Below are 20619 nucleotides of genomic sequence, written 5' to 3'. Positions count from 1 at the left end.
CAGAAAATTTTGGCCTAATTTTAGGGCAAGAATTTCGGCCAAATAAAACCAAACAGAAACCACCTACTTTATATGAGATTTATTTATTTCATTTTATGTTTACTTATTTGTGGCAATAGCCTATTATTCTCGCAGCAAATCTCGGTAGACGACTCTGTAGATTTACAATCTCTAATTCAAAACAATCTGGTTGATGGCTGTGTGGATATTTCAAACATCAGCTCTTCGGTAAATGGTGCCACCATAGGATTGTCAAGTTATGCTTTTTTTGAACGCGGAAGCTCCAACTTCCCTTTTGAACGAGGCATCATGCTTTCTACGGGAGCTGCTTCATCTGGTGGAAATTCGACGTTTACCCCTACACTTAGTGAGGGTTCAGACACTTGGGGTACCGATCCCGATTTAGAAACAGCATTAGGCGTTACCGATACACAGAATGCCACCTCAATTGAATTTGATTTTACTTCCATATCCAATCAGTTTCAGTTTAATTACCTTTTTGCTTCAGAAGAATATTTTGGCGAATACCCCTGTCAATTTTCAGATGGTTTTGTTTTCCTTATAAAAGAAGCAGGCACTACCGATCCTTACCAAAATATAGCCGTAGTACCCAGCACTACTATACCAGTAAACACTAATACTATTCACAATGAAATATTCGGAATTTGTGAAGCGCAAAACAGCCAGTATTTTGATGGCTATAACCTAGGTGACACCAATTACAATGGCCGTACCACGGTATTGACAGCTTCGGGCAACATTCAACCTAACGTTACCTACCACATAAAACTTATAATTGCAGACCAAACCGATAGCACTTTTGATTCTGCCGTTTTCATTGAAGGCGATAGTTTTAGGGTTTTGGAACTAGGAGATGATATTTCAACCTGTGCCAGTTCGGCGGTCTTAAATGCTAATTTGGAAAACCCGCTAGCATCTTATGCTTGGTATTTAAATGGTACATTAATTGCTGGAGCTAATTCTGCAAGTTATACCGCGGTACAAAACGGCTCATATCGGGTGGAAGTTTCGGTTCCTGCAAATGGTTCATCATGTGTTGAAGAAGATGAGATTGAGGTAATTTTAAATACAGAGGAACCGATTGAACCCATATCAGACTATCTACTATGCGATGATTCAAGCGCTGATGGCGTTGAAACCTTCGACCTCTCAACTAAGGACACCGAAATAACAACCAATATCCCCTTTTCAAACTACGAGTTTAGTTACCATTATTCTGAAGCCGAAGCAAGAGACAACACAAACCCTATTACTGTTCCTATTAATAACACCATGAGTCCTCAACCAATTTTTGTAAGGATTCAAGATTTAGACAGTCCATGCTTTGCTCATGCGAGCTTTAATTTAATTGTAAACAGTCCTCCAAATATTGTTGCTCCCACAACTCTTGAAACCTGCGACACCGATGATAATCCAGATGGTTATGCCATTATAAATTTGGCAGAAAAAACAGATGAAATAACTAACGGCCAAAACAATCTGTTCGTAACCTATCACTACTCCTCTTTAGATGCCGATACAGGCAATAACCCAATCTCTGGAGATACATATATAAACACCAACACTCCAACGGACGATGTTTACGTTAGGGTAGTTGATACTTCGACAGGTTGTGTGAACACCACCGATTTACAGGTCATTATTGAGATTAGCCCAATAGTCAACAGGGAAACCCAATATCTCGATGCCTGTGATCGCGACCTAGATGGCCATGCCTTCTTCAATCTAACAGACGTTATTGCTCCCATTCTAGAAGGCTTAACCGGTGTTACAACAACGTTTCACAACTCCTATGGCGATGCCCAGATGAACACTAACCCTATTGCAGACGAGACAAATTATGAGTTCACCAATACTATTACCGAACCCGGATTCGACACTTTGTATTTAAGAATAGAAGACAACGACACCGGTTGTGCCACTATAGTCGATTTTGAAATACATACTAATTTATTACTTACCGGAACAGATATAGGTGATTTTGCTCTGTGCGACAATAACGACGATGCAACAGACACTTTAGATTTTAACTTATTCACTGTTGAAGATTATATAGCCAACGATTTACCTAACCCAATAACTGTTAATTTTTATGAAACCGAAGAAGATAGAAATAATGGCAATAATGCATTAGATAAGACACAGTCCTATGCCGCTGTAAGTCCGCAAGTATTGTACATAACTATTGAAGATACAGACAGTGGTTGTGTTGAAGAAACAGAAATCACGCTCTTGGTAAACCCTATATTGCTGTTCGATAATGTTACATTACCTTATTGCGATGATGACAACGATGGGTATGCGAATATAGACCTTACTTCTCTCGACGATATCATTACAGACGGAAATGATGATTTTATTGTTTCTTACTTTGACAACCTAACCGATGCAGAAAACAATAACGATTTTAACCGTCTACCGCCTATTTACAACAACACCAATCAAGTAGAAACACTCTATGCGCGTATTGAAGCCATTAATTCGGGCTGCTCTACCGTAAACCCTTTTCAGATTGAAGTTTTAGTAGCTCCAGACACCAATCAAGCTACAGATATAATCATATGCGATGACGACCAAGATGGATTTTACATCATCGACCTCAATGCTAAAATTTCAGAAGTAGTGCCCAGCACCACTGGTTTGGATATCGATTTTTTCACCTCGTTTGAAGACGCAGATACAAAAGCAAACGAAATTCCAGAATCTGAACGCAATGCCTATAATTCTGGAACACAAACCATTTATGTGCGTATTGAAGATACTGTTAGTGGCACCGGTTGCTATGCCATAGAACCGTTTGAAATCATTGTTAATACTGTACCCCAGATTCCTTCAATAAGTAATTATCAAATTTGTGAGGATGATAATGATAGGACCGCAGAGTTTCTTTTGTCTGAAAAAGATGCCGAAATCTTAAATGGCCAAACTGGTAAAGAAGTTTACTATTTTGAAGACGAAAATGATGCGTTAATTGGAGATTTAGGCAATGCCCTCAATAAAAATTCATTGTACCAAAACACCAGTAGCCCACAAACCATTTATGTTCGAGTTGAAAATATTACTGATGCTTCTTGTTTTGACACATCTTCGTTTACATTACAAGTATCGCCCGACCCCATTTACAACCCAATATCCCCATATTTAATTTGTGATGACGATAGTAACGACGGCAAAAACGAATTCAATCTAGCTGAAAAAGCTCAAGAAATTCAATCCGGTTCGCCTGACAATCTGAATATTTCGTTCCATTTATCATATGCCTTGGCTGAAAGCAATACCAACCCCTTACCTTCAACTTACACCAATGCAACCAATCCGCAAATTATTTACGCTAGGATAGAAAGCGATGACTCACTTTGCTATGTTATTGAAGAGCTAGGCATAAATATTATTGCGGCACCAAATGTATTGGTTGGCGAACCATCTCTATCGGCATGCTCGCCAGATTATAATGAAACGGCAACCTTCGATTTAACGTTTTATAATTTAGATACGCAAACAGCAGATTTTGAAATTTTAGATCGTGTAAAAAGTAACCTTTCGGTAGACTATTTTGAAAATGAAACAGACATCAATCCTAATGATGGACTTGATAACACAAATGCCATTACCGACCCTGCAAATTTCAATTCTGAAGCCAAAACAGTTTACATAAAAATAGCCAATATACTAACCGGATGTTTTACAATAGCCCCTTTGCAACTTAACGTAAATGTACCACCGACAACAAATACTATCGGAACTATTGAAATTTGTGATAACGCATCGAGCACCTACGACCTATCACTGGTTAACAACATGATTGTAGATACCCCTTCTGAGTTTACCATATCATACCACAACAACCAAACAGATGCAGAAACCAATACATCGCCAATAGGCAACATTTATAACTACACAAGTAACAGCCACACCATATACGCTAGAGTTGTTAACCCTTCAACAGGTTGTTTTATCACTAGTGCCTTTATTTTACAAATCAATCAAAATCCTATAGCCAATACTCCTCCAGATTTAATTGATTGCAATGACGACTATGACGAGTTTTTGGTTTTCGATTTAACACAAAACAACGGTATTATTCTTGGCTCACAAAACCCTTCGAATTTTAACGTAACATTTTATCAAACTGCTGGAAACGCAGAAAACGGCAACAATCAATTAAATAATTTATATCAAGCTACAGATAATGAAACCATCTATGTTAGAGTGCAGAATATAGCAACTGGATGCTACAACACTACACAATTTAATACAAGAATAAACCCAAAACCCATTATCCCTATTAATGACATTGTTCCGTTATGCAATGATTCGCATCTAGTTATAAGCGCAGAAACGGGCTTTGCCGGCGACACCTATTTGTGGTCTACAGGTGCAACAACACCAGAAATTATTATTGGCCCAAATGATATAGGCGATTACAATGTTACCGTAACCAGGCCAAATATAACATCAAACGATTGCTCACATACTCACAACTTTAGTGTTATTGAATCGGATAGCGCCATAATAAACTTCACACAAACCGTAGATTTTGCGGACCCTAACAGCATTACTGTTGATGTTAGCGGTGTTGGGAATTATGTGTATATTTTAGATGATGGCGAACCGCAAACATCAAACGTTTTTGAAGATGTCTCTTTTGGTCCGCATTGGGTCACCGTTCGGGATTTAAACGGTTGTTTAGATGTTTCCAGAGAAGTTTTTGTAGTAGATATTCCTAAATTCTTTACGCCAAATAACGATGGTGCTTACGATACATGGCACATTGTTGGAGCCAATCAATTACCGGGCACTCTAGTTTATATTTATAATAGATATGGTAAACTTTTAAAAACCTTACCTCATACGTCAGCAGGTTGGGACGGTACTTTTAACGGACATAATATGCCATCTGATGATTATTGGTTTGTTGCAAACATTGTACAGGATGGCGAGTCGTTTGATATTAAAGGGCATTTTGCATTAAAACGATAGCACTTTTATTTTATGTAATTTTGCTGAATGAAATTTAAAGTTAAATCAAGTTTTAAGCCCACAGGTGACCAACCAAATGCCATAAAACAACTGGCAGACGGCATCGTTTCTAACGAAAAACACCAAACACTACTTGGGGTCACCGGTTCTGGAAAAACCTTTACTGTAGCTAATGTTATTGAAGAAGTGCAACGCCCTACCCTGGTTTTAGCACATAATAAAACTTTGGCGGCACAGTTGTATTCTGAGTTTAAACAGTTTTTTCCAGATAATGCCGTAGAGTACTTTGTCTCATACTACGATTACTACCAACCAGAAGCCTATATTCCAGTTTCCGGGGTTTATATTGAAAAGGATTTATCCATCAACGAAGAAATAGAAAAAATGCGTCTAAGCACTACCTCATCTTTATTAAGCGGAAGGCGCGATGTGTTGGTTGTGGCATCAGTTTCATGTTTGTATGGTATTGGCAACCCTATCGAGTTTCAAAAAAATGTTATTACCATTACACGCGATCAAGTTATCTCGCGAACACAACTTTTACATCAATTGGTGCAAAGTTTGTATTCAAGAACTGAAGGTGAATTCCACCATGGAAATTTTAGAATAAAAGGCGATACGGTTGATATTTTCCCGAGTTATGCCGATGATGCTTTTAGAATTCACTTTTTTGGTGACGAAATTGAGGATATCGAATCGTTTAACATTCAAACCAACGAAATCGTTGAAAAATATGATCGATTGAATATTTATCCTGCCAATATGTTTGTAACCTCGCCCGAAGTACTTCAAAATGCCATAAAGGAGATTCAAGATGATTTGGTAAAACAACACGATTATTTCAAAGAAATTGGGAAACACCTTGAAGCTAAGCGCCTAAAAGAGCGTACAGAATTTGATTTAGAAATGATTCGTGAATTAGGCTATTGTTCTGGCATCGAAAATTACTCACGCTATTTAGATGGCAGAAAACCAGGTTCGCGCCCATTCTGTTTATTAGATTATTTTCCAGACGATTATTTAATGGTCGTTGATGAAAGTCACGTTACCGTTTCGCAAGTACATGCCATGTATGGAGGCGATAGAAGCCGAAAAGAAAACTTAGTAGAATATGGCTTTAGGTTACCGGCAGCCATGGATAACCGACCACTAAAATTTGAAGAATTTGAAGCCTTACAAAACCAAGTTATTTATGTGAGTGCCACACCGGCCGATTATGAATTGCAAAAAACCGATGGTGTTTATGTAGAACAGATTATACGCCCCACAGGATTGTTAGATCCAGAAATTGAAGTCCGCCCAAGCCTTAACCAAATAGACGATTTAATTGAAGAAATACAGCAGCGTGTTGAAAAAGACGAGCGCACCTTGGTTACCACACTAACAAAGCGCATGGCCGAAGAGCTGACAAAATATTTAGATAGAATTCAAATTAGATGCCGTTACATACACAGTGATGTGGATACCCTAGAACGGGTTGAAATTATGCAAGATTTACGTAAAGGATTGTTTGATGTCTTAGTGGGCGTCAACTTACTGCGTGAAGGTTTAGATTTGCCCGAAGTGTCGTTAGTAGCCATTTTAGATGCTGATAAAGAAGGTTTTTTACGATCTACTAGGTCTTTAACACAAACCGTGGGAAGAGCCGCAAGAAACCTAAATGGCAAGGCTATCATGTATGCTGATAAAATAACCAATAGCATGCAAAAAACTATTGATGAAACCAATTACCGACGCGAAAAACAGCTTGCTTATAATTCGGAAAACAACATCGTGCCAAAAGCTTTAAATAAAAGTTTGGACAATGCACTATCAAAAAACTCTGTTAGCACTTACAGTTACGAATTACAAGCGGCAAAAGCTGCCGAGCCCGAAAGTGAATATCTTAGTAAACCCGAACTAGAGAAAAAAATAAGAGAGAAACGCAAGCTTATGGAAGAAGCTGCAAAAGCATTAGACTTTATTGTAGCAGCAAAGCTTAGAGATGACATTAAAGGCTACCAAGAAAAACTTGAAAAGCTAAAAGTTTAAACTTTTAGCTTTTTTTATTAAACAACATATTGTTGTTTTCATCAACACTTTAATAAGTCTTTTAAAAAGGTGATGTTTTAATTGTATTGCGTTTTAAAAATATCTATTAAAACATCGGGCGGTACAATTTTATTTGGAAAACTTTCCATTAAATACAACACTTTGGTAATCGATTCGTGGCTCAACCCCATTCGTAAACCAAAGTTGTAAAGCTTTGTGACTCCTGCAGCGTTATCTTCCCCTTCATATTCCTGTTCAATATTCATTAACAACACTAGTCTATGGAATTGCACTATGCGTTCACTATGCGATTTTAAATGGGTATATGATACTGGGTTTTCTAATAAATATTCAAAATCTTCTCGTGCAATATCTAGTTGTTTTGCCACGCCCAACAAAAAGTTGTATTCTATTCTCCGTATGTCTTTATCATATTTTGCAAAAGCAATCATTTCAGATAAGAGACTCAATTTTTCTACTCTATTAATCATGTTTTAAGGGATTAATTAATTTACTATAAAGTTACGAACAAAAGGCACTTTTATAATCGTAGATATATTGTAGATTATCGAAAAACTGTACGCATTTAATCGTACATTTTAATTATTTCATCAATCATGAATTTTATTCAACCAAAAAAATTGCATTTTATCTTTTGTTACAATTATAAAACAAAACAACAAAAACCAAAACAAATAACTGATTTACAGTTTTTTACACAGAAATCAAACGGTTTTAATATAAAATCAAACTAATCCTTTTTTTTAGGGTATCTTTGTTGATGACAAAAAAGTCAATTATGGAGGGCTCCATAATGAAAATCGATGAAATACATCCTTAATGAAAGTAAAAACCAATCGACATGACTAATAATGATATTCTTAAAAAATTACGTGTAGCCTTAAAATTAAGAGACGATGATATTGTAAAGATTTTGGCTCTGGTAGATTTTAGGATTTCTAAAAGCGAATTGGGTGCCTTTTTTAGGCGCGAAGACCACCCAAAATATATGGAGTGTGGTGACCAGATACTACGGAATTTTTTAAATGGATTGGTTATTCATATGCGAGGGCCTATGCCCAAAAAAGGAGAAAACAAAGCACAAAAAAAGAGCAACAATTGAATGTGTTGCTCTTTTTTTAATATTTAAATTGGAAATCTTAAGACAAAACTTCCTGAACTTTATCTGCCGCTTCTTGGAATTCAGTTGCGCTCAATACATCCAACCCAGAGTTATCAATTAACTCTTTAGCAACATCGGCATTGGTGCCTTGTAAACGCACAATAATTGGCACATTAATATTGCCCATATTCTTGTATGCATCGATAACACCTTGTGCTACTCTATCACAACGTACAATACCTCCAAATATATTAATCAAAATGGCTTTTACCGCAGGGTCTTTTAAGATGATTTTAAAAGCAGCTTCAACTCGTGCAGCATCGGCAGTACCACCAACATCTAAAAAGTTGGCCGGCTCACCTCCCGCTTGTTTAATTAAATCCATTGTTGCCATGGCCAAACCGGCTCCGTTAACCATACAACCTACGTTTCCATCAAGGTCTACATAGTTAAGTCCTTTTTCACCTGCCTCAACTTCAATGGCACTTTCTTCTCTAATATCTCTTAAATCTACATAATCTTTATGTCTAAAAAGAGCATTATCATCGATAGTCACCTTGGCATCAACAGCCATTATTTTATCATCACTGGTTTTTAAAACGGGATTGATTTCAAATAACGATGAATCAGATTTTACATAAGCCGTGTACAACGCAGTTACAAATTTTGTCATTTCCTTAAATGCCATACCAGACAAACCTAGATTAAAAGCAATACGTCTTGCTTGAAATGGCATGATTCCAACAGAAGGATCGATTTCTTCTGTAAAAATTAAATGTGGAGTTTCTTCGGCTACAGTTTCGATATCCATTCCTCCTTCAGTTGAATACATAATCATATTACGACCTGTACCTCTGTTAAGTAAAACAGACATGTAAAATTCGCTTGTTTCACTTTCACCTGGATAATACACATCTTCAGCAACCAAAACCTGATGTACACGCTTACCAGCAGCAGATGTTTGTGGCGTTACCAAATCCATTCCAATTATTTGTCCCGCTAGCTCTTCTACTTCTTTAAGGTTTTTGGCCAGTTTTACACCGCCCCCTTTACCACGTCCACCAGCGTGAACCTGTGCTTTTATTACATGCCAACTGGTGCCTGTTTCGCTAGTTAGTTGTTTTGCTGCAGCAACTGCCTCATTCGCATTTTGTGCCACAATACCACGTTGGATACGTACGCCAAAACTACTCAATATTTCTTTGCCTTGATATTCGTGTAAATTCATAATGTGCTTAATAAGTTTAAGATGCACAAATGTAAATAATAGCAATAACTTACCCTAATAATTAATTACGAAAACTTACAAAGATGCCAAAACAGCAAAACCTAATGTTAAATAATTAACATTTTGTTTAATATGTATAAATTTTTTGCTGATTTCTTTTTTATAAGGTTTAATGAAATATCTTTGGCGAAAATTTGAAATTATGACAGAAAATCAATTGCTGCAAATTGCACAAGAGTTTGGCAGCCCCGTTTATGTTTACGACGCCCATAAAATTGAAGCGCAATACAAAAGACTTACCGGTGCGTTTAAAAGCGTAAAGCACCTTAAGATCAACTATGCTGTTAAAGCACTGTCTAACATTTCAATTTTAAAACTTTTAAAGTCTTTAGGCTCTGGAATAGATACGGTTTCCATTCAAGAAGTAAAATTGGGCTTAGCTGCTGGGTTTAAGCCCGAGCAAATAATTTTTACTCCTAACGGTGTATCATTAAACGAAATTGAGGAAGCGGCCAAACTTGGGGTAAAAATAAATATAGACAACCTTTCTATTTTAGAACAGTTTGGCACGAAACATCCTAATATCCCAGTTTGCATACGTATAAACCCACATGTAATGGCCGGTGGAAATGCTAACATTTCGGTGGGGCATATCGATTCGAAATTCGGTATTTCCATTCACCAGATTCCACATATCCTTCGTATTGTTGAAAATACTAAAATGACTATTAACGGTATTCATATGCACACTGGAAGTGACATTTTAGATATTGAAGTGTTTTTATATGCTAGTGAAATTTTGTTTGAAACAGCGAAACAATTTAAAAATCTAGATTTTATTGATTTCGGTTCTGGGTTTAAAGTACCTTATAAAGCAGGCGATATTGAAACCAACATTGAAGAATTGGGCCAAAAACTTACTGAAAGATTCAACGAATTCTGTAAAAATTACGGCAAAGACTTAACCTTGGCTTTCGAGCCTGGGAAGTTTTTGGTAAGTGAATCTGGGTACTTTTTAACACAAGTAAACGCCGTTAAACAAACTACATCAACGGTGTTTGCCCAAGTTGATTCTGGCTTTAACCATCTTGTTCGCCCTATGTTTTACGGGTCGCACCATGACATTAGTAACATTTCAAACCCTAATGGCCGAGAGCGTTTTTATACCGTTGTGGGCTACATTTGCGAAACCGATACTTTTGGCAGCAACCGCCGTATTAAAGAAATTACAGAAGGCGATGTGCTTTGTTTTAAAAATGCCGGTGCATATTGTTTTTCTATGGCCAGCAACTATAACTCACGGTTTCGTCCAGCAGAGGTACTTTGGTATAACGACCAAGCGCACCTGATTAGAAAACGCGAAACATTTGACGATATAATAAAAAATCAGGTTGAAGTGGATTTTACTGAAACTGATAAGAAAAAAGCCGTTAAATAGTACGCTGTCTAGAAATTACATTTCTTAGTTATAAAAAAGTCCAACACAGGTTGGACTTTTTTATTTTATCCACATATCAAAAAAGACAAGTATTTAAACAAAAATTAAAACATAAAATACACTTGAAATATTTTGTTGATTTCCAATAAATTAACTAATATTACAACAGTCTCCCTAAATCTTATTTTTTTTCAAACCTTTTAATAAAAAATAAGAATTCTACATGCACATATCTTTCCATTCAAAATACACATAGATTAATTTTCCTGTTATCAATTAATTCCCTTTTAAACTAATTAATAGCATTTCGTTTAAAAACTAAAACCAACCTAAATGAACCAAAACGAGTTTAGAAACGAATTGGTTGAACTAAAGAAAAAAGTCTATTTATCTGAAAACGCCACATTACGTTATTTGGTTTTTTCTGCTTTATACATATCAGAAGGAATCCCTATTGGCATTACGTTCTTGGCTATTCCTGCATGGCTTGCCATGAACGATATAAATGCTGCAGTAATTGCCTCCTATGTTTCTATCATTACAATTCCATGGAGTTTTAAATTCTTTCTAGCCCCCATTATAGACCGCTATACAGCAATTGCTTATGGAAGAAAACGCCCTTGGATCATTATGGGGCAATTAGGTTTAATTTTTAGCTTTCTTGCCTTTGGTTTTGTTCAAGACCCGATAAATAATGTAAGCGGTTTAATGCTTTGCGGCTTTTTTATCAGTTTGTTTGGAGCTATTCAAGACATAGCTATAGATGGTATGGCCGTAGATATTATTCCGTTACACCAGCAAGCAAGAGCTAATGGTGTTATGTGGGGCTCTAGAATTCTAGGCCAATCCCTATCACTTCTTCTAGGGACAACCCTAATTAATATTGTTGGCTTTACTAACGCCATAACTTCTTTAGCTCTTGTAGTTGCACTGATTATTTTAGTTCCCATTTTTTTCAGGGAACATCGAGGAGAAAAACTAATGCCTTGGACAAATGGAAAGGCTTCAAAAACATCTCAAGATGCACAAATACACAATTGGAGTATACTCATTAAAAACCTATTAAAAGCTGTTGTTCTTCCCTCAAGTATTATTTTGTGTTTTGGAATGTTTATTACAGGCACCCTTTCTGGCCTAATAGAAGTATTTTCTCCAATTTTTACTGTTCAAGAACTCAATTGGACCAACACCGATTTTTCTAAAATATATTCTATAGCCTCTATTGTAGGAGGCTGCATAGGCATGGTTGCTGGCGGGTTCATTATCGACCTCATTGGCACAAAAAAGATGATACTAATACTATTAACCATTATAACCGCTCTTATTGTCTCATTAGGTCTAATTCCAAACAACTGGCATAACAATTCCATCATTTATGGCTTCATCATTCTTTACAATTTAGTGGTCACTCTACTTAACATTGCCATTTTAGCCACAGCTATGAAAATTTCGTGGCAAAAAATATCTGCTACCCAATTTACGCTTTACATGACATTAAATAACCTCGGAGTAGCCGCTGGCTCTTGGCTATTTGGTGAACTTCATAAAAATTTGACTTGGAGCCCTATAATATTTTGTATGGCAGCATTTCCTGTTTTAGCATTTTTTGTTTTCAAAACAATTAATATCAAGAAACACTTAATGAGGTTAGAACATTTAAAAGTTAACTAAATTAAAACCAAACATTATGAAAACATCAACAATTATTTTTGCTTTAACATTTGGACTGAGTATTCTGTCCTGCAACAACTCCAAAACTGAAAAAAACATTTCAATCTACACAAGCACTTGGGACCAAATTATTAATGAAGGTAATCTGGATTTGATAAACCATGAGAATTTCACGGAAGATATTACCCTGATTTCCTCCCCTGAAAACATTGTAGGTGTTGAAAACGTAAAAGCCTACTACCAAAACTTTATTACTGGATTTTCTGATATTGAATTCAGAACGGTTGATGCCTTTAGCCAAGGTGATAAAATAGTAAAGCATTGGAGTTTTAAAGGCAATAATACTGGTGAGTTTTTTGGAATGCCACCCACTGGAAAATCAGTAAACATTGATGGGGTAACCTTAGTGAAAATGCAAAATGGCAAAATAGCACAAGAGCATGATTTTATTGACAATATGGTCTTTATGCAACAATTAGGAATCGTATCAGCCTATGAAAACACTAGCATTGTAGACAATATGTACAAGGCCTTTGGTGAGGGTGATATACCAAAAGTACTTGCCAGCTTAGACGAAAATGTTGTGTGGAATGAAGCTGAAGGCAATGCTTATGCAGATGGCAACCCATACATTGGCCCTGATGCGATTGTAAATGGTGTTTTTGCTCGTCTAGGTAAAGACCATGAATATTTTAATTTGACCGACATCAACCTTCACAACATGAACAACAACCAAGTTTTGGCTACACTAAGGTATGATGCCAAACTAAAAACAACAGGAAAAACCTATAACGCACAGGCTGCCCATCTTTGGACACTTGACAATGGTAAAGTTGTCGCTTTTCAACAATATGTTGATACTAAAAAACTAAATGATGTCAGTAAAAAATAAGTTAAGTATTTTTTTTATATAATAAGAGGTTGTATATATACAACCTCTTTTGTTTGTATTTTCATTACAGGAAGTTTCCTTAGGTTTAAAAAAATTGTTTCTTTACTTTTAGGAATTACTATAAGCTCTTTTCTTTTATAAACAACGAATACATGCAACCAAAAAGCAGCCGTATAGAGTCTATTGATATTTTAAGAGGTGTCGTTATGGTGATTATGGCTTTAGACCATGTTCGTGATTATTTCTATTATGGTGCTTTTTTTAACAGCCCTACCAATTTAGAAACCACTACACCATTTTTGTTTTTCACGCGTTTTATAACACACTATTGTGCTCCAGTTTTTATCTTTTTAGCAGGAACATCGGCGTTTTTATATGGTCAAAAGAAAAGTAAACCCGAACTATTTAAGTTTCTGTCTACCAGAGGTATATGGCTTACCCTATTAGAAATAACGGTAAATAACCTTATTTGGAAATTCGATTTAACCTACAGCCGACTTATTCTTCAAGTTATTTGGGCCATTGGTTTGAGCATGGTTGCTTTGTCTTTTTTAATTTTTTTATCAAAAAAAGCCTTGTTGGCAATAGGAAGTATTATAGTTCTCTGTCATAATTTATTAGACGGTGTCATGATGAATGGTACAAGCTTCAAATCCATTGTTTGGTACATACTACACCAACCAAATTTTATTCCTTTAGAAAACGGTAACAATATTGGCGTGTTTTATCCCGTTCTGCCCTGGTTAGGCCTCATGGTTTTGGGTTATTGTTTAGGGACACTTTATACCAAAGATTTCAACATTAAAAGCAGAAAAAAATGGCTACTAATCCTGGGTATTGGCTCTGTAGCTCTTTTTTTTATTCTTCGAGGCATCAATGTTTATGGCGACATGATGCCATGGTCTGTTCAAGATACTACAGCCAAAACCATTATGTCGTTTTTTAAGGTTACCAAATATCCACCATCGTTAGCATATATGCTCATAACCATGGGGCCTGCCCTGTTGTTTCTATATGGTATCGAACATGTGAAAAATAAAATAACCGATTTCTTTTTGGTCTTCGGAAGAGTGCCCTTGTTTTATTATTTTCTACACGTTTTAGTCATTCATCTTCTTGCTATAGTTGGTATTTTAATTTTTGGAGGAAACTGGAAACATATGATTTTAACCAAAGAAGTATTTGATAATGCATTACTTATCAACTATGGTTATTCTCTCTTTTCTGTTTATATGGTTTGGATTTTTGTTATTGCCCTGCTCTATTTCCCCAGCAAAAAGTACATGCTTTATAAAGCCAACAATAAAAATAAATGGTGGTTAAGCTATTTATGATTTTAAACGTTCCCCAAAAGAAATTATATTAATCAACTCACTGCTTTACCATTTATAAAAACAGACTCAACCTGATTAGCGCCAAACGAATACGGCATAAATTGATATGAATTTATTGGTTTTGTAAGGATTAAATTGGCTTTTTTACCTTTGGTTATTGAACCGACTTCATGTTGCAATCCCATGGCATAGGCACCATTTATAGTAGCTGCATTTATCGCTTCTTCAGGCGTCAACTTCATATTAATGCAAGCTAAAGACACTACAAAATTCATATTACCCGAAGGTGCCGAACCAGGATTGTAATCGCTTGCCAAAGCTAGAGGCAAACCATTATCAATTATTTTCCGACCAGGCGTATAAGGAATACCCAAAAAGAACGAGCAGCCAGGCAAGGCTACGGGCATTGTTGTCGCTCCTTTTAAAGCCTCAATATCGTTAGGTTTTATTTCTTCCAAATGGTCCACTGATAATGCATTAAACTTAACACCAACCCGTACCCCTCCTATCGAGTTAAATTGATTAACATGAATTTTTGGTTGTAAACCATAAGTTTTTCCTGCGTTAAGAATACGCTCTGTATCTTCAACAGAAAAATATCCCGCTTCACAAAACACATCTATATAATCGGCCAATTGGGCTTCTGTTACCAACGGAATCATTTCATCTATAATTAGATTCAAATAGCCTTCTTTATTATTTTTATATTCCGAAGGAACCGCATGCGCTCCTAAAAATGTAGCCTTTATTGGCAAATCGTAATGTGCCTTTAGACGTTTAATGACACTGAGCATTTTCAATTCAGATTCGACCGTTAAACCATAACCCGATTTAATTTCGATGGCACCCGTGCCCATGGCTATAACCTCTTCCAATCGTTTTTTTGACTGTTTGTATAGATTGTCTTCTGAAGTGTTTTGAAGCGTTTTTGCTGAATTTAAAATCCCACCACCTTTATCTGCGATTTCTTGATACGACAAGCCTTTTATTTTATCGACAAACTCGCTTTCCCTATTTCCAGCATATACCAAGTGTGTATGCGAATCGCACCAAGTGGGCAAAACCATTTTTCCTTTAGCATCAATAACCTTTTCGACTTGAATTTCAGAACAGTTTTCCATGTTGCCAAAATCAGAAATCAAACCGTCTTCAATCAAAAGAAATGCATTTTTAATGGTGGGCAAATTAGCCATGGCCTTATCAGAAACAAAATCGACAGGTGTTTCCCGAACTTGCAATAGTTCTTTTATGTTTTTAAATAGTGTTCGCATTAAAATAGGTTTTCCAAGCATTCGTTTTTAACTAAATTAGGCAAGGTTACTTTTAAATTAGGTGTTCGTTGCATTTCACGTTTAATGGCAAATAATGCCTCGTCGTTTCTTGCCCAACTCCTACGAGCAATACCATTATTGACATCGAAAAACAACATGCTTTTCAACCGTTCTTCAGCTTCTTTTGTACCATCGAGTAGCATACCAAATCCGCCATTAATGACCTCCCCCCAGCCAACACCGCCACCATTATGGATAGAGACCCAAGTAGCCCCACGAAAACTATCGCCAATCACATTTTGCATCGCCATATCAGCAGTAAACTTACTGCCGTCGAAAATATTGGAGGTTTCCCGGTACGGTGAATCGGTACCGCTAACATCGTGGTGGTCGCGCCCTAAAACAACAGGTCCGATAACACCTCTGCCCACTGCATCATTAAAAGCTTGGGCTATTTTAGTGCGCCCTTCAGCATCTGCATATAAAATACGGGCTTGCGAACCAACCACCAAATTATTGGACTTTGCATTTTTTATCCAAGTAATGTTATCTTGCATTTGCAACTGTATTTCTTCAGGAGCCGTTTGCATAATATTCTGCAAAACTTCAGCTGCCATGGCATCAGTAGCTTCCAAATCTTCAGGTTTTCCTGAAGTGCACACCCATCGGAATGGTCCAAAACCATAATCAAAACACATGGGACCCAAAATATCCTGAACATACGAAGGATATTTAAAATCGATACTGTTTGCCGCCATAACATCAGCTCCTGCTCTCGACGCCTCTAACAAAAAGGCATTACCATAATCGAAAAAATAAGTGCCGCGTTTGGCGTGTTTGTTTATGGCTGCTGCATGACGGCACAACGATTCTTGAACCTTTTCTTTAAATCTTTCTGGTGCTTCCCTAATCATTCGGTTTGCATCTTCATACGGCACCCCTTCAGGATAATAACCACCAGTCCATGGAATATGCAACGAAGTCTGGTCTGAACCTACATCGATAAAAATGTTTTCATCATAAAAACGTTCCCAAACATCAACCACATTGCCGATATAAGCCATAGAAACGATTTCTTTTTCTGTTTGAGCCTTTTTCACCCTAGCAACTAAATCTTTAAGGTTATCGACCAAAACATCTACCCAACCTTGTTCGTAGCGTTTAGTGGCTGCTTTGGGATTTACCTCGGCGCACACCGTAATACAACCTACAATGTTTCCTGCTTTAGGCTGTGCTCCGCTCATTCCACCCAGTCCGGCGGTTAAAAATATTTTCCCAGCTGGGGAACCGTTTTTTGACAACTTTTTTCTAAACGCATTCATAACCGTAATGGTAGTACCATGGACTATACCTTGAGGGCCAATATACATAAACGAACCCGCCGTCATTTGCCCGTATTGGGTAACCCCTAGGGCATTGAATTTTTCCCAATCGTCTGGTTTTGAATAATTGGGAACCATCATGCCATTAGTTACCACTACCCGAGGCGCCTGTATTGGCGAAGGAAACAGCCCCATAGGATGACCTGAATATAAATGCAAGGTATGCTCGTCGGTCATATTAGCTAAATATTGCATCGTTAACAAATATTGCGCCCAATTTTGAAAAACCGCACCATTCCCGCCATAGGTAATCAGCTCTTCGGGGTGCTGTGCCACCTCCGGGTTTAAGTTATTTTGAATCATGAGCATGACGGAAGCCGCTTGCAACGATTTTGCAGGATATTTAGTAATATCTCTAGCATACATTTTATATGTTGGTTTAAAACGGTACATATAAATCCTACCAAAATCCATTAACTCCTGGGCGAATTCCGAAGCCAAAACCTCGTGCCACTTTTTGGGAAAATAACGCAGTGCATTTTTAACAGCTAATTGTTTTTCAGCTTTGCTTAAAATATCCTTTCGCTTTGGTGCACGATTGGCATCTTTGGGATACTTATACGATGGTGGCAATTCCAATGGAATACCTTGTAATATCTGCTCTTTAAATGTCATTTTTTATGTTATTTAATTACAATCGAACGGTTTTCTACCAAAGTTACGAGTGCATTTATATCTTCTTTTAAAACTCTATCGTCTTCCAGTTTTGGAACAACGTTTCTAATAATTTTAAAGTTGCTTTCAAGAATCAATGAAAATGTATTTGGACGCCTAAATTCCATAGCTTGTACGGCATACATCAATTCTATTGCTAGTATTTTTTCAAGATTTTGAAGAATTTGATTGAATTTTCTACCTGATATACTACCCATTGACACGTGGTCTTCCTGGCCCAATGAAGTGGGGATACTATCTGCTGAAGGAGGAAAACACAATGATTTATTTTCTGAAACCAACGCGGCTGTGGTATATTGCGGAATCATAAACCCGGAATTTAAACCGCCACTTGCCGTAAGCAATCTTGGCAATCCGTATTTACCTTCAATGAGGAGGTAACATCGTCTATCTGAGATATTGCCCAATTCTGAAGCCGCCAAAGATGCATAGTCCAAAGCCATTGCTAAAGGTTGCCCATGAAAGTTTCCGCCCGAAATGGCTTCAGTTTCATTCAATACGATAGGATTATCGGTAACAGAGTTCATTTCTATCTCGGCCAGTTCATTTAAATGATAATAAGCATTTCTGGAAGCCCCATGCACCTGTGGAATACATCGCATGGAATATGGGTCTTGCACACGCTCGCAATTTTCATGCGATTTTATATTATTTGAGTCTTTAAACAACATACGCATACGCTCGGCCACTACGGTATTCCCTTTAAACGGTCTCAGGCTATGCAGTAGTTCTTTGAAAGGTGATTCACTGCCTTGATAACCTTCTAAACTCATGGCTCCAGCCACATCGGCCAAATCGAGTAAATATCCCATTTTGTGAAGGCCTACAATAGCATGTGCCAAAACAAACTGTGTTCCATTAATGAGTGCCAAGCCTTCTTTTGCTGCTAATTCTATGGGCGCTAAGTCAAAACTTTTTAAAACCTTTTTTGCTGGGACTATGTCTTCGCCCATCCAAAATTCACCCTCTCCAATCAATGGCAAAAACAAATGGGCCAGAGGAGCTAAATCGCCCGAGGCACCAACCGATCCTTGCTCGGGCACAACAGGCAACAAATCGTTTTCAATAAAAAACAGAATACGCTCAATGACATTTAATCGAATACCCGAAAATCCCTTACTTAGGGCATGTACCTTACAAATCATCATCATTTTGGAAAGCACTTTCGAAATTGGCTTACCAACACCCACAGCGTGTGTTATTAGTAAGTTCTTTTGAAGCCGCCCCGTTTCTTCAGGAGAAATTTTAACATCACATAAGGGGCCAAACCCCGTATTAATTCCGTAAATGGGTTTGCGTGAATTGGCCATATTTTCAACCTTCTCACGGCAATCGTTAATTTTAGAAATAGCATAGTCGGTCAACATGGCCCGCATGCTACCTTTTAAGATGGCCATAACCTTATTGACTGTTAAACGGTCAACACCATACATAAAAACCTGATTTTCAAAAACCTTGTCCATTATTACAAAATTATCGATAAATTTGATAACTATTAATACCATTTAATTCACTTATTAATAGTTATGAATTATCAATTAGAATTAAGACATATTAAATATTTTTTGGCTGTAGCCGACGAATTACACTTTAGAAAAGCTGCCGAAAAGCTGTTTATCTCGCAACCAGGACTTAGCCGGCAAATAAAAGATATGGAAAATTTTTTAGGCATAACACTTTTTAACCGGCACAATCGCCAAGTACTTTTAACACCAGCCGGAGAATACCTAAAAACTGAGTTAACAAAAAACCTAAACAGCCTTAACACCATTTTAAACCACGCCAAACTATTGGAAGACGGCAAAGATGGAAAACTCAACTTCGGCTATGTGGGCTCTGCCATGCAACACATTATACCCTATTTACTTTTAAAGTTTACGCAAAACCACCCAAATATTATGTTCAGTTTAAAGGAAATGGACAACAACCGTCAAATTGAAAGTTTATTAAATCAAAATATCGATATTGGATTTATTCGTTTGGAACGCGTTCCCAGAGGGTTGGACATCAAACCCGTTTTAAAAGAACCTTTTTGCTTAGTGCTACCTAAAAACCATCCTATAGACGCTTCGAACTTTAAAAGCATGATTCAGCTCAAAAACGAACATTTTATCCTGTTCGATTCGGAATATAGCGCTTCTTACTACGACAAGGTTATGGAAATTTTTGATGATAGTGGATTTAGCCCCTTAATATACCACAACACTATCCACGCTGGTTCCATTTACAAATTAGTTGAGAACAATTTTGGTACTTCCATCGTTCCAAAATCATTAATAGACGAAAACAATCCTAAAATTAAATTTATAGAACTCAACAGAATTCGCCAGCGCACAGTACTTTCCGTAGTTTGGAACACCAATAACCGAAACCCTATTTTGAACCAAGCACTTCGCTTAATTCACAACAAAATCATAAAATAGCTTAATTGACAAATAAAAGACTATCTTTGCCGACTGAAACTCAAAAGAGTTGAGTTAAATTCCTCAGGGTGAGGATGTGTTACTGGAAGTTTAGGTTTAAGTATGTCGATTCTCTTCTTATGTAACACTGCATAACATAATCGAATACTT

13 protein-coding genes are annotated in these 20619 nt (G+C 37.0%); 8 read left to right on the top strand and 5 right to left on the bottom strand.

Going from position 1 to position 20619, the window contains the following annotated elements; genetic code table 11:
* Positions 1–72: 72 nt before the first annotated feature.
* Positions 73–5001 carry a T9SS type B sorting domain-containing protein gene (locus GSB9_02929; GenBank protein ID UKM66347.1) on the top strand — a complete coding sequence of 1643 codons (4929 nt, stop codon included), beginning with the start codon at positions 73–75 and terminating at the stop codon, positions 4999–5001.
* 27 nt (positions 5002–5028) lie between these two features.
* Positions 5029–7032, top strand: coding sequence for an excinuclease ABC subunit UvrB (gene uvrB, locus GSB9_02928; GenBank protein ID UKM66346.1), 2004 nt, complete (start codon positions 5029–5031; stop codon positions 7030–7032).
* Positions 7033–7109: 77 nt separating this feature from the next.
* Here the strand turns inward: uvrB and GSB9_02927 are convergent, their stop codons facing one another.
* Positions 7110–7523, bottom strand: coding sequence for a TerB family tellurite resistance protein (locus tag GSB9_02927; protein ID UKM66345.1), 414 nt, complete (start codon positions 7521–7523; stop codon positions 7110–7112).
* 371 nt (positions 7524–7894) lie between these two features.
* Between GSB9_02927 and GSB9_02926 the strand changes: the two genes are divergently transcribed.
* Positions 7895–8155 (top strand): DUF1456 family protein, encoded by a 261-nt coding sequence (locus GSB9_02926; protein ID UKM66344.1) that lies wholly within the window; start codon positions 7895–7897, stop codon positions 8153–8155.
* 37 nt (positions 8156–8192) lie between these two features.
* Here GSB9_02926 and sucC read toward each other — a convergent pair whose 3' ends face one another.
* Positions 8193–9383 carry an ADP-forming succinate--CoA ligase subunit beta gene (gene sucC / locus GSB9_02925; GenBank protein UKM66343.1) on the bottom strand — a complete coding sequence of 397 codons (1191 nt, stop codon included), beginning with the start codon at positions 9381–9383 and terminating at the stop codon, positions 8193–8195.
* Between the two features lie 202 nt (positions 9384–9585).
* Here sucC and lysA point away from each other — a divergent pair, with 202 nt between their 5' ends.
* From lysA to GSB9_02921, 4 genes are all read left to right on the top strand, one after another.
* Positions 9586–10821, top strand: coding sequence for a diaminopimelate decarboxylase (gene lysA, locus GSB9_02924; GenBank protein ID UKM66342.2), 1236 nt, complete (start codon positions 9586–9588; stop codon positions 10819–10821).
* Positions 10822–11154: 333 nt separating this feature from the next.
* On the top strand, positions 11155–12492 hold the full coding sequence (locus GSB9_02923; protein ID UKM66341.1) for an MFS transporter: 1338 nt from the start codon (positions 11155–11157) through the stop codon (positions 12490–12492).
* 16 nt (positions 12493–12508) lie between these two features.
* Positions 12509–13384, top strand: coding sequence for an ester cyclase (locus tag GSB9_02922; protein UKM66340.1), 876 nt, complete (start codon positions 12509–12511; stop codon positions 13382–13384).
* Positions 13385–13536: 152 nt separating this feature from the next.
* Positions 13537–14718: a heparan-alpha-glucosaminide N-acetyltransferase domain-containing protein gene (locus GSB9_02921; GenBank protein ID UKM66339.1), complete on the top strand. Its 1182-nt coding sequence runs from the start codon at positions 13537–13539 to the stop codon at positions 14716–14718.
* Positions 14719–14750: 32 nt separating this feature from the next.
* On the opposite strand, the gene hutI is transcribed toward GSB9_02921, so the two are convergent.
* From hutI to hutH, 3 genes are read right to left on the bottom strand one after another with little or no spacing between them, the layout of a single operon-like run.
* A complete protein-coding gene (gene hutI / locus GSB9_02920; GenBank protein ID UKM66338.2) occupies positions 14751–15989 on the bottom strand; it encodes an imidazolonepropionase in 1239 nt (412 codons plus the stop codon).
* Positions 15989–17986, bottom strand: coding sequence for a urocanate hydratase (locus GSB9_02919; GenBank protein ID UKM66337.1), 1998 nt, complete (start codon positions 17984–17986; stop codon positions 15989–15991). The genes hutI and GSB9_02919 overlap by 1 nt, the downstream gene beginning before the upstream one ends.
* An 8-nt stretch (positions 17987–17994) precedes the next feature.
* Entirely contained in the window at positions 17995–19479 is a 1485-nt protein-coding gene (hutH, locus tag GSB9_02918) for a histidine ammonia-lyase (GenBank protein ID UKM66336.2), read from the bottom strand.
* 93 nt (positions 19480–19572) lie between these two features.
* On the opposite strand from hutH, the gene GSB9_02917 reads away from it, so the two are divergent.
* The gene (locus GSB9_02917) at positions 19573–20469 is read left to right on the top strand and encodes a LysR family transcriptional regulator (protein ID UKM66335.1); all 897 of its coding nucleotides are present in this window, start codon (positions 19573–19575) and stop codon (positions 20467–20469) included.
* Positions 20470–20619: the final 150 nt, after the last annotated feature.

The organism is Flavobacteriaceae bacterium GSB9, assembly GCA_022749295.1.
In the GTDB taxonomy this organism is placed as follows: domain Bacteria; phylum Bacteroidota; class Bacteroidia; order Flavobacteriales; family Flavobacteriaceae; genus Flavisericum.
The sequence above is the reverse complement of the archived record's forward strand: the minus strand, read 5'-3'. Positions and strand labels throughout refer to the sequence as shown.